Source organism: Bradyrhizobium sp. Crot121, assembly GCF_059512385.1.
The window spans coordinates 130,729-142,567 of the sequence record NZ_JCAMOR010000014.1 but is presented as its reverse complement, the minus strand read 5'-3'; the positions used below and the strand labels follow the sequence as shown (position 1 = coordinate 142,567).

Annotated in this window: 10 protein-coding genes; 5 read left to right on the top strand and 5 right to left on the bottom strand. The window is 60.3% G+C overall.

From position 1 onward, the window contains the following. Window positions 1-392 (bottom strand): Crp/Fnr family transcriptional regulator (locus AC5ZGW_RS15525; RefSeq protein ID WP_496113931.1); only part of this gene is annotated, 392 nt, incomplete at its 3' end. A gap of 892 nt (window positions 393-1,284) precedes the next feature. Here AC5ZGW_RS15525 and AC5ZGW_RS15520 point away from each other — a divergent pair. Further along, the gene (locus tag AC5ZGW_RS15520) at window positions 1,285-2,454 is read left to right on the top strand and encodes an adenylate/guanylate cyclase domain-containing protein (RefSeq protein WP_165435497.1); all 1,170 of its coding nucleotides are present in this window, start codon (window positions 1,285-1,287) and stop codon (window positions 2,452-2,454) included. 532 nt (window positions 2,455-2,986) lie between these two features. After that, window positions 2,987-4,159 carry a YXWGXW repeat-containing protein gene (locus AC5ZGW_RS15515; protein WP_130229170.1) on the top strand — a complete coding sequence of 391 codons (1,173 nt, stop codon included), beginning with the start codon at window positions 2,987-2,989 and terminating at the stop codon, window positions 4,157-4,159. 443 nt (window positions 4,160-4,602) lie between these two features. Here AC5ZGW_RS15515 and AC5ZGW_RS15510 read toward each other — a convergent pair whose 3' ends face one another. The 4 genes from AC5ZGW_RS15510 to AC5ZGW_RS15495 all read right to left on the bottom strand — a co-directional run bounded on the left by AC5ZGW_RS15510 (window position 4,603) and on the right by AC5ZGW_RS15495 (window position 8,667). Beyond that, window positions 4,603-4,845 (bottom strand): hypothetical protein, encoded by a 243-nt coding sequence (locus AC5ZGW_RS15510; RefSeq protein WP_130229174.1) that lies wholly within the window; start codon window positions 4,843-4,845, stop codon window positions 4,603-4,605. Window positions 4,846-5,099: 254 nt separating this feature from the next. Then, on the bottom strand, window positions 5,100-6,536 hold the full coding sequence (locus AC5ZGW_RS15505) for an IS1182 family transposase (protein ID WP_130229169.1): 1,437 nt from the start codon (window positions 6,534-6,536) through the stop codon (window positions 5,100-5,102). 777 nt (window positions 6,537-7,313) lie between these two features. Continuing rightward, complete coding sequence (locus AC5ZGW_RS15500) at window positions 7,314-8,123, bottom strand: YiiX/YebB-like N1pC/P60 family cysteine hydrolase (RefSeq protein WP_130229168.1); 810 nt, start codon at window positions 8,121-8,123, stop codon at window positions 7,314-7,316. A 313-nt stretch (window positions 8,124-8,436) separates the two neighbouring features. Beyond that, the gene (locus AC5ZGW_RS15495; RefSeq protein ID WP_130229167.1) at window positions 8,437-8,667 is read right to left on the bottom strand and encodes a heme-binding protein; all 231 of its coding nucleotides are present in this window, start codon (window positions 8,665-8,667) and stop codon (window positions 8,437-8,439) included. 459 nt (window positions 8,668-9,126) lie between these two features. Here AC5ZGW_RS15495 and AC5ZGW_RS15490 point away from each other — a divergent pair, with 459 nt between their 5' ends. From AC5ZGW_RS15490 to AC5ZGW_RS15480, 3 genes are all read left to right on the top strand, one after another. Then, on the top strand, window positions 9,127-10,092 hold the full coding sequence (locus AC5ZGW_RS15490; RefSeq protein WP_245475010.1) for a c-type cytochrome: 966 nt from the start codon (window positions 9,127-9,129) through the stop codon (window positions 10,090-10,092). Between the two features lie 257 nt (window positions 10,093-10,349). Next, window positions 10,350-11,024, top strand: a complete 675-nt coding sequence (tenA, locus tag AC5ZGW_RS15485; RefSeq protein WP_130229166.1) for a thiaminase II — start codon at window positions 10,350-10,352, stop codon at window positions 11,022-11,024. A 367-nt stretch (window positions 11,025-11,391) separates the two neighbouring features. Next, on the top strand, window positions 11,392-11,592 hold the full coding sequence (locus tag AC5ZGW_RS15480; protein WP_130229165.1) for a hypothetical protein: 201 nt from the start codon (window positions 11,392-11,394) through the stop codon (window positions 11,590-11,592). Window positions 11,593-11,839 lie beyond the last annotated feature (247 nt).

The window sequence follows — 11,839 nt, the reverse complement described above, 5'->3', positions numbered from 1 at the left end:
AGTTGAAACTGCATCAGCATCGCCCTGCCGTGCATCTGGACCGCGTGCCGGATCGTAGGGCTCCGGTTGAAAGCGGCGCGAAATCGCGACGCGGGGATTTGCGAGGCGGTGCCCGCTGCACGAACGACCGCGGTCGTGGCCGAAGGTGACGACCCGAGCACCGAAAGAAGGCCAAGTGCCCCCTCGCGCCCGACGACGGCGGTGTCAACCGTCTGCCCGTCCGCCATGTCGATCATCAGCGAGACGGCGCCGCTGTGAGGGAAGAAGACATAGTCGATCTCCTCCCCCGCTCGCGCAAGGATCGCGTCCTGATCGAGCGCGACCGTCTCCAGCGCGGGCCGCAACAGATCGAGATCCGATACCGGCAGTGTTGCCAGGAGACAGTTAGGCATTCCGCCCGGACGCGTCACTGCAGATGACCCGCGGTGAGGCATCCTCCGCCTTCTTCATTCGGCGCGGTGCGAAGCGGCGGCCTTAACATATGTTTAGATCTGCTGTCGCTACTCGCGCTGAGATCCAACTCACTCGCAAATTCGGATATTCCAACCGGATGTCGGCTCAAGCGTGAGTCCTCATCGACACGAACGGATCAATTTTAGGGGCTTGCGCCGCGACATGAGCGCGGCGAGTAAGGGAAGAGAGTCAGTGCAAACGGCAGTCTCGATGCAGTTGCAGCGCGAAAATACGCAAGCTGCAAAAGGTGCTCTTCTCCACCAGCGTGGCCTAGCACCGATCTTCGGTTCCACCCATGTCGAATATGAGGGTCACGCCAGCCTTTGGCGCATTCCGCGTGTCATACAATTGTTATAATTGGACCGGCGCGTCGATCGATAGGACGGGCGAACAGTGCTGACGGGTGGTGGACTAGCCGTTCCCCGCATTGGCACGATGGCGTTCTGACCGCCAAGAGGTAACAGATTTAGCGGCTTCCGGTTATGGCCCACACCGACGAACTCCGGCGATCATCCGAATGTCGGCTTTCAGGCGGTAGAGCGGAAATGCCGGTCAGGCGGCGCAGCCGACGCTGATGACCCGTTGCGGAAGTGGCGCGCCCTAACCCGTGGCCGTTCCCACCCGCGCGATTAAGTGGGACAATCGCCTCGGCTGACGAGAGCATCCCTGTTCGAATGATCGACGTGTTTGTCGATACACTCGATTTGGCCGAGATGAGCTTCGGAAGGCGGACCCAGCGGCGACCGGTCAGCCAGCTGCGGTTTGATGGGACTTGCTCGACCTCCCGCGAGACAATCGCTATCCTATCCTGCAGCAGCGGAAGGTGCCGGGATGCTCGACCTCATCAACTGCATCCTCGAGGAAGGGCGCGACAATGACGATTTGGGCGCCATCCTCGAGAAGTTCAGCGAGCGGCTTGTGGCGCGGGGAATTCCGGTTTGCCGTACGTCGCTGAACATGCCGACCATCGACCCCGAGGCGGGGGTGTTGAGTTTCCAATGGTCGCGCGAAAAAGGAGTGGAGCGGTCGACTTTCGCGCCCGAGGTTGTGGGGGGCACCCAGTTCCGGCGCAGTCCGATCGGCTACCTTATCGAGCGAAACCTCGGCGCCCAGCGTTGGAAGCTCGAAGATCAGGAGGCGGTCAAGAGATTCCCGCTCTTCCAAGAATTGCGCGCGCTCGGCATCACCGAATATGCCCTGCAGCTCGTGCGGTTCAGCAAGGGCCGTACCGGTCTCCAGGGCGCGGCGCTCGCCATCGCGACAGACCGTCCGGGGGGCTTTGGCGACGCCGAGATCGAGGAGACCGCGCGCATCCTTCCGGCGCTCAGTCTGGTTGCCTATCGCATCGGCCTATTGCACGTCGCCACCGAGACGCTTGGCGCCTATCTCGGTCCGCAGAGCGCGGCCCGTGTGCTGCAGGGCAGGATCCGTCGCGGCGACAGCCAAGTTATTTCGGCCGCCTTGTTGCTTGCCGATCTCCGAGGCTTTACGGCCCTCGTCGACCGCTATCCGGGGACGGAGGTCGTGGGCTGGCTCAATCAGCATCTCGAATGCATCGGCGATGCGGTCGCCGAGCGCGACGGCGAGGTCTTGAAGTTCCTCGGCGACGGTATCCTCGCTGTGTTCGCCGCGGCGCCCAGCGGCGCCGAGCGGGCCTGCATCAAGGCGGTGCGGGCCGCGATCGATGCCCGCAGCAGAAACGCAGCGCTCAACGCCCGGCGCGCCGCGTTGGGCGGGCCCACTCTCGACCTCAGCATCGCCCTCCATTTCGGCGACGTCCTGTACGGCAACATTGGTACCGCGCGACGCCTCGACTTCACCGTCGTCGGTCCCGCAGTCAACGAGCTAAGCCGTATGGAGGCGTTGGGCAAGGCGCTAGGCCGTGGGCTGCTGCTGTCGGAGAGCATCGCCCATCGCTGCGACCAACCCGTGCTGAGCATCGGCCCGCACGAACTGCGCGGCGTCGCCGGCTCGCGCGAGATGTATGTCGTGGCGGTCTAACAGGCTTAACGCGACGTAGCGCCCACTTCTGCACCTGGCTCTGGGGTTGCCCCGCCGCTAGACCTCGGTCGCGAACGGGGCATAGCGGAAGTTGACGCATAGCCGAGTGTTGCAGAGGGCGAAGCGAAGGACCCAGAAGAGAAATACAGCGGATAGCTACTCGATCACCTCGTCGGCGCGGGCAAGCGGTGATGACGGGATCATCAGGTCGAGCATTTTGGCTGTCTTTAGATTTAGAAGCGGCTCAAACTTTGAAAGTTGCTCCACAGGTAGACTGCTGGCTGAGCGCCTTTGAGGATTTTGTCTACGTACACGTTGGCCCGGCAAGACGCGGGCACGAACGAGCGCGTTATATCTTTAGTGAAGCAGAGGTATGAAATGCTGTTCGTTATCACGTCGTCAAGTTTGTCGACTTGGTGTCATCCCCAAGTTACGCGCAATGAACGCACGATGAACTCGTGCGCCATAATGTCGCGTCATTCGCTCAGCACTGTTCGACTCGCGGGGAACTCTTCCTGTGGAAGGAACAAACATGCGACGCTTTCGATTCGTCATCGGTCTCCTTGCCGCGCTGGTCATTCCGCCTTTCGCCCAAGCCCAAATCATCAGCATTACGATCGCGCCGCCGGAGCTTCCGGTCTACGAGCAACCGCCGATTCCCGCCCCTGGGTACATTTGGACGCCAGGCTACTGGGCTTACGGCCCGGACGGATATTACTGGGTTCCGGGCACCTGGGTGGAGCCGCCAGCCGTGGGTCTGTTGTGGACACCCGGATATTGGGCGTGGCGTGATGGCGTTTATGCATGGAACACCGGTTATTGGGGACCGCGTGTCGGCTTCTACGGTGGCGTCAACTATGGTTTCGGCTATGGCGGCGTCGGCTTTGAGGGAGGCCATTGGGATAGAGGCGTGTTCGCCTACAACAGCACGGTCAATAATTTCGGCGGCGTAACGGTCACCAATGTCTACAACCAGACCGTGGTCAACAACAACATCACGCGAGTCAGTTTCAACGGCGGCAGTGGCGGAATCCCGGCTCAGCCGACGGCGCAGGAGCAGGCTGCGGCGCAAGATCACCACGTTGCTCCCGCGCCCGCGCAGACTCAGCAGCAACATCTGGCAAGCACCAACAGAGCGCTGCTTGCCTCCGAGAACCACGGCCGCCCGGCAATCGCTGCAACCGCCAAGCCGGGCGAGTTCACCGGCAAGGGCATTGTCGCGGCAAAGGAAGCCAAGCCGGGACCCGCGCCGCTGCCACAGCCGTCCGCCGCGGCCGCTCCCAAAGCGCCGGCGAACGATGCGGTTGCCAAGAAGCCGCTCGAAAGCAAGCCGCTTGCCACCAACCCGTCAGCGAATAAGCCTCTCGCGACCAATCCTCCCGCTGCGAACAAGCCGCTTGAAAACAAGGGAGCCGCCGGCCCGGAGCATGCGGCGACAACGAACGGAGCGTCGCCCAAGCCGCCGAATGCGGTGGTCAGACCGGAAGCGAAGCCTCTGAATGCGGCAGCGAAGCCGGCAAATGTCCAAGCGAAGCCGGTTGCCGCCGCGCCGCCGCCGAAACCCGCCCCTGTTGCCGCAGCCCCGAAGCCGCCCCAGCATCCACCCGCTGCGCCAGCGCCACGGCAAGTTGCCGCCGCGCCGCATTCCGCCCCCCACCCACCGGCGGCGAAGCCAAAAGCCCCGCCGCATAATGAAGCGCACTAGCGCGCAACGGGTTTGCGTTCGACTGAGCCACAAAACATGGCGGTTACAGTTGCGACTTGGCGCCGAGCCCGTCCTTCAGCTCTTTGAGATGGCCGCCACGGCGCGGTAAATCCGTCCCTGTCTCGCGTTGCTGAAATTGGATCGTATCTTGCTTATACTCACCGGCGGCTAACTGAGGCAGTCGCAGCCGCCTGGTCAGTCAGGTGTGAGATCGCCGCGGCAGAGGGCCTGCTGGACACATATCCCTGCCCGAGCCGCCGTATTTGGATCGGCAGCGCCAGCAGATGCCACGCACATCGACCAGTTACTCTCTGCACGGTCATCGGCGACTCGATTTATTGCGATGTTCGCTACACTCGAACAACCGGGTTGCTGTCGAATTTCTTCCAATGCCCGCCACCGCAAAGCTTGCATCGAAAGTAGGGTCTTCGCCATTCGCGGCCTTACTTCGACGCGTTGGCGATTTTGTGCTCCAAGTGGCCGGTCTCATGATCGCGGCGGAGCTGGCTCAGCGACGTTTCGTTCAGCTGAAGCAGAACTTCGCTCAACTTCTCGGTTTCAGGATAGCCGGCTGCGAAGCCTGGTCCGTAAATCTTGCGCAACGTGCGGATGAGGGTGTTTCCGTGCTTGTGGCTGATTTCGCCATCCTTGTTGCGGTGGCGATTGTCGAGACCTGCCTTGCTCATGCTGCTCTCCATTGTGCCCGAAGCCGACAGCATCGTCCCCCCCGGGGTCGGATAGCAACCTGGCATAATCACGCGGTGCCGCGACGGACGCTGCATGCCGGGTTATTTTGCTGCGGTGCATGAGTCTCCTGTTGGCCCAGGCCGTGTGAGAACCCCCTTGTACGTGAGGTCGAGAATGCCCGGCATCGGTTTAGCGGCCTCGATCGGGGTGGCAATGAAGGTTCTGAACCCTCCGGCGCCGTTACAAGTGTCGCTTACGTCTGAATCGCCTGCAGCAGTGGTCTGCAGCCCAGGATCGCTATGACCCGTTTCATGTTGTAGGCGAGCACATTAAGCGCCATCTCGGTTGCTACCTTGTGTCGTCTTCGCATCAGGAAGTGCGTCGCACCCATCCAGGCCTTGATGGTCCCGAACGGATGCTCCGCCGTCTGCCGGCGTAAGGTCATCCTGTTGGGGTCTTGGTCGAGCCGCTGCTGAACCTTCTCCAGCACAGCCTCGTGCTCCCAACGCGGGATACGCCGTTCGGGGCCAGTCGTGCACTGAGCTTTGAGCGCACAGGTGCGGCAAGCAGTCGCGCAGTAACGGTGAAGCATCTTGCCATGCTCCTCGACGGTGAAGCGATACGTCAGCCGTTCACCAGCAGGACAGCGGTAGATGTCCTCGGCCGCAACATAGATAAAGTCCTGCTTGCCAAAACGACCTGCGGCTTTTGCACCTGAGGTCAGCGGTTTCGGCAATGTGACCGTGATGCCAGCTTCCTCACAAGCAAGAATCTCCTGGCTATCGTAGTAGCCGCGATCGGCAACGACGTTGAGCGTCTCGACAACCATCTCGGCACGAGCTTGGTCGGCCATGCTGGCGAGTTGGTGGCGGTCGCTGCCCACGTTGGTCACCTCGTGAGCCACGATGAGGTGATGCTGCGTATCCACTGCAATCTGCACGTTGTAGCCAACGATGCCAGTGTCCTTGCCACTTGTCGCCATCGAGCGCGCATCGGGATCGGAGAGCGAGATCTGCTTGTCCTCGCTCTTCATCATCGCCACGTTGATCGCGTTGAGTCGGACGATCTCCTCCTTAAGCTTCTCAATCTTGCCCTTCAACCGTTCAACCTTCGCCTCCGGCACCGCATCGCCGTGTCGATCGGCGGTTTCAAGCTGAGAGAGATAGCGAGCGATGCTCTCATCGATCCGCTCAAGACGTCTCCTCATCTTGGCCTCGGTGAAGTTTTTGTCCCGTGCATTGACAGCCTTGAACTTTGATCCGTCAATGGCGACGCTCGCCGCACTGAACAGATCAAGCTTGCGGCACAGCGCGACGAACTCGCGACAGACCTCTCGAATGGCCTTGCCATTGTCTTTGCGGAAATCCGCAATAGTCTTGAAGTCCGGCGCCAGCTGCCCCGTCAGCCAGATCAGCTCGATGTTGCGCTGACATTCCCGCTTGAGGCGCCGGCTCGACGGAACCCGATTAAGATAGCCGTAGATGTAGAGCTTGAGCATGATACCGGGGTGATAGCTCGGTCGGCCGGTCTCCAGTGGCTGGACACCCACGAACCCCAGCTTGTCGAGATCGAGACTGTCGACGAACACGTCGACCGCTCGCACCGGGTTGTCCTCGGTCACATACTCATCGAGCGAAGCTGGAAACAGTGTGCTCTGCCCGCGATCCAACCCTTCGACAAAGCGCTTCATCTGATGCCCCGCGAAATCAGCGGGAATCTTACCGCACGAATCACCTTAGACAGAGCGTTTTCACACACCCTGGGCCCGTTTGAGACATGCCGACCGTGTCGAGCAATGTCCGCTTTCAGGGGTAACTGGGAAGACATTTGCTCGCAGTGAGTTCTTCTCTGTTTGACCCCGAACCGGACATTGACCCTGGCCGCACCGTCCCGGAGACGGTGTTGACCTCCGGTCTGCCGCAATCGCGGGAAGGTACAGGTCAGGCGGCGCTGCTGGCTCTGTAGCGATTTGGCTTCTGCGCATGGGCAGCCTAAGGGAGCCGATGGATTGAGCAGCATGGTCGATGCGAACGATATGCGCGAGCGCGTGGTGTTCCGATAACGCACATGGCGCAACATTTGAATCGAATGCACTATTGGCTATAAGGGTCAGTCCGATTGCAGGCCTCAAGAACTGTTATGCTCGCCTGCAAGAAGGCAAGGTAATTGCTATGGGAAACTAAAAGACAAAGATTGACCAGTTCAAACGCAGCTTCCCATGAGCTCTCTCTCGGCGCGAATGTCGCTCGCGCGCCCCCATGAATGACCAGCGGTCGGAAGCTACGGCCGCGCTGCCCGTGCTTTGCTCCCTGTCGGATGCCGTTCGAGCAATGGATCAATAGTAGGCGGGGTTTCGACATTTCAATCTCCAGATTTGTGGTCGACGAGGGTTCGCCATCGCGGCCTCGCTCGATCCAAGACTGAAACGGCGCGAGCGTTGCGCAACTCGGTGCCTGATCCAGGAAATTCAGGCGTAGGCCACCTCCGCGATCGCGCCTTCGATCTCTGGAGCGAACGTGACCTTTGCGGTGTGAACTTGGGGAAGATCGACCCAATGCATGTCTTTATAGTTGAAGCCTCGCGCGAGCGTGGGCTTCACCACCATAAAGTAGGGCGAATTATCGAAGTCGCGCGGCGCGTAAAGTGACGAGTGGCGGGTCTCGGCGATTTCGCGCCGCGCCGTCTGGCTCTCGAGGTGCGTGATCTTGGGCAGGATCGGGTAACGCACGGCGTCGAATGCTTGCGCAATTAGCGAAGAACAGATGATGCGGCTAGCATCGCCGGACCCAAGCGCAATCGTTTGGCGGCGCCAACGCGGCGCCACTGGCCATGGGAATAGATAGCGCATCAGGTCGACAACGTTTTTGAAATCGTAGCTGAGACCAATGCGTTCGATAGCGTAATGGCAGACCTTTGCGCAGTCCGCTCCGCTCAGTCCCACCGGCCGACAGATACGGGTTTGACAATGCAGATATTTCGACAGCGGCGCCGACACGACACCTTCGCCGATATTGGCTTCGATCAGGACATGGCGCTCGCCGTCGGTTGCGGCGCCGGCCACCGGCCCGACGTACAACGCCGAGTGCGACCAAGTCGATTGAGTGAGATATTTGATGCTGCCGGAAATACGACCTTTGCCCTCGACCAGCAAGACATCACCGGGTCGAAGGGTGTCGCGTAAGGCTGTCGAATCGTTCGGAGTGAACGGCTCACAGTGGTTGACCGGCTTCTGCAACCGCGCAATCAGACGTCCGGCATTGTCGAACATCCAGCCCATAACTCGTTTCTCACCTGTTTGGTTTTTTCCGTATGGCAGTTCCAGAGAGTGCTGCCGTTCGGTTACCCAAATTACATCCCAAGCATAATCATTGAGAGATGGACCTGACCATTGCACGGAGGTTGATCCCCCTCGTTACATTTGGTTGAGAAGAGCATACCAAGGTTTAGGATAGGGCACCCGCCTGTTGTGACTGATGGGAGCGTCGCACCTCGTTCGGCGGCCACACCCCCGAACTCGCGATCGCATCATCTTCCGCGCCGACAGGCGCACACGAACAGTAACTCCGTAACCTACGCTGAGCCGTCATCGGTCAGGGGCTCAGCGCTGTCGCCGCGGTGTTCGCGATCTCGGCGTCGATCTCCTTGGTCAAGCCGGCAACGCCTACTGCGCCCACGACTGCGCCATTGACATGGATCGGCACGCCGCCGCGCAGCACCAAGATGCCGGCAGTGACGAAGGCCGTTCGAGCTTGGTTTATGTTGTCCTCGATCTCCGCTGTAGCCGCGCCACCGTTCGTGCGTTCGCGATGGCGAGGCAACATTGTACCAACGTCGTCTTACGCCATCATGCGGAGGGCTACGGGCGCGGCGATGGCGACGATTACGCTGCCCGTCACGAGCAATGCGGACCCCGGCAGCCTCCATAGCGCCATCGACGTTGCAGCTACACACCGTCAACGGCAATACATTCAACGTCGCTATCAGAACGGCATAAGATCGAAAAAGCGGGGCATTTGGCCTCGGGCCGCCGCCGGTTCCATTTATTTGTTGCGGCGCATGAGTCTTGTTGGCTCTTCGCGACATATTGCACCGCCGCGCGATCTCGGTCGCTAAAAAAGCATAGCGGAAGTTGACGGGCAGCCGTCTATTGCAGAGGACGACGCTCTTAACCCAACTCGTACGTCAGGACGGCCGGCCTTAATAATCAAGAGAGCCAATTGCTCCAGCGCGTACTTGCGGCTAATTTACTTGTCCTCGCTGGCCAAAAGCCGGGGGCGAACATGGCACGATTGGGACTGGCCGCTCAGGCGGTAGGTGCACTCACCATAATTTTCGTATGTACGGCGGGCGCGCACGCACAGATCACCGACAAGCCGCCGTTCTGGGCCTACACTTACAACCCGCCTGACTTCAAGCCGCCGCCCGATGACGGCCAACCTCGCCACGTTCCCGACAGCACGGCGAGCTATACGGTCCCACAAACACGTAATCGCTTCCTGGCGCCGGATTGGCACCCAGGTGACCATCCGGCGATGCCGGCAGTCGTGGCGAGCGGCCGCCAGCCTGACGTCTACGCCTGCGGCTTCTGCCATCGTGCCTCTGGCACGGGTGGCCCGGAGAACGCTGACATCGCCGGCCTGCCGGTCGCCTATTTTATTCAGCAGATGCAGGACTACAGGAGCGGCAAACGCTCGACAGCACTACCCGACCGCATTCCGCAAGCCTGGATGATCTCGCTCGCGACGGCAGCGAACGACGACGAGATCAAGGCGGCGGCTGAATATTTTGCTGCCATTAAGCCCAAGAAGTTGGTCGACGTTGTGGAGACTGAGACCGTGCCGAAACCGACGGTCGCCGGCTGGTTCTTCGTCACTAAAAACGATGAACGCGAGCCGATCGGCATGCGCATCATCGAGACGCCGGCGGACGTCGGCCGCTTCGTTAACCGCGACGCGCGCGTCCGCTTTACCGCCTATGTGCCGCCCGGTAGCGTCGCTGCCGGTCGCGGGCTGGCCGCGAAGCTGGAAATCGCCTGCGCCGCCTGCCATGGCGAGAAGCTGACCGGCACCGAGGTCGTGCCGGGCATCGCCGGGCGCTCGCCCACCTACATCTTCCGCCAGCTCTACGAATACCGGCACGGCTTCCGCGCTGGGCCGGAGAGCAAGCCGATGATCGACGTGGTCAAAGCGCTCAACGAGGCAGACCTTTTGGCACTTGCCGCCTATCTCGGTACGCTGGAGCGGTGAAGCGGCCGACGGTCACCCGCTGAACTTGTTATGTTTGGGGGCAAAGCGGATCAGTGCCGGACCGGAATACTGACGTTCGCTTTGCAAAGCGGGACATCATTCGTGTCTGTCGTTGGCACGAAGCTGACGTAACCGCACGCCTTGACGAAGGTCTGCTCTTGAGGGAAGAGCGACCGTTGTTCTTGACCTGAGAGGTCTGGTTGCGACACGGTAGCGAGCCAAAGACACTCATTGAGAAGCAAGCCCTGAGAAGGATCATGAGTTTCTTCGAGCGACTAAAGACAGCGGCATCCGCCGAGTGGCGGGCCTACACCGACCATCCCTTCACGAACGGGTTGGCAGACGGTTCGCTCGCCGAAGCGGCGTTTCGTCACTACCTCGTTCAGGACTACCTATTCCTCATCGAGTTTGCTCGCGCCTACGCTCTCTCGGTCTATAAGTCGTCCAAGCTCGCTGACATGCGCGAAGCGGCTGCCGGCCTCTCGGCCATTCTCGACATCGAGATGAACCTGCATGTGAAGCTCTGCGCCGGCTGGGGCCTGTCGCCCCGTGATCTTGAACAAACCCCTCCGGCGGTCGAGACGCTGGCCTATACACGCTACGTGCTCGACGCGGGAATGCGCGGTGATCTGCTGGCACTCAAGGTGGCGCTTGCCCCCTGCGTGATCGGCTACGCAGAGATCGCGACGCGACTCGCCTCGCGACCCGATGCGCAGGGGACAACGAACCCCTATCGCGTTTGGATCGCCGAGTATGCCGGTGCACCATACCAGGAGGTCGCGGCGAAAGCGCGGGCGCACCTGGAAGGTCTCGCCGATCTCTATGCCACGCCGGCCCGAGAGGCAGAGCTGATCGGGATCTTCAAGGAAGCCACCCGGCTCGAAGCCAACTTCTGGGAAATGGCCTGGCGCGCGGATCAGCGTGTTGAATAGTCCACTGACCGCGTACCGAGTTGGGAAGCTTGCCGAACGTCGTTGCCTGCATCTTGCGCGAGGTGGGCGGACGACCGGTCAGGGTACGAATCTGCGCTCACTCTCGTGCGTCTCGTCGGGCGGTGCGATGTCATCAAGGCGTTAATGTGCCCGTTGAGGCACATGGAAGGCAACGATTGTTGGGACTTTCCCAATGCGAGCTCAACCCTGTGAAGGTTAGAAGCCCAGACGAAAACCAGTTCAGAATATGAGGAATATCGGCCCTCGGAATGCGGAAGGGGAGCCGGAGGGGAGCAATCCGGACCAAGTTAGTGATGCTTAACATTATTGGCGTATCCTTCAGCAAAACCCTAGAGGGAACGTTTGAATGGCCTCCAAAGGTCAGATGACTGGAATGCTCGGCACATATTTAGCGGCGGCCGAGCTGACGCAAAAGGGGCTTGTTGTTTCGATCACGTCTCGTAACGCCAGAGGTGCACATCTGCTGGCGGCTGATCAAGAGTATAAGCGGACTTGGTCCGTGCAGGTTAAGACAAACAGCAAACCAGCGTCTTTTTTGGCTGCTTAGCAAAGACTATGACAGCATCGCATCGCGAACGCACGTATACCTGTTTATAAATCTGCGAGCCGACGCAAGACCTGATTACTACGTTGTTCCTAGTTCGGCCGTCAAACGGTTCGGGACGACAAGTCCGGTACGAAGCGGTGGATCGGTCTGGCATGAATTCTCTCGAAGAAACGCCGAGCCATACAGAGAGAATTGGGGCATCTTCGTTCGTGGTTCTTCCTAACCATTTACCCCCTTGCTGCGGATG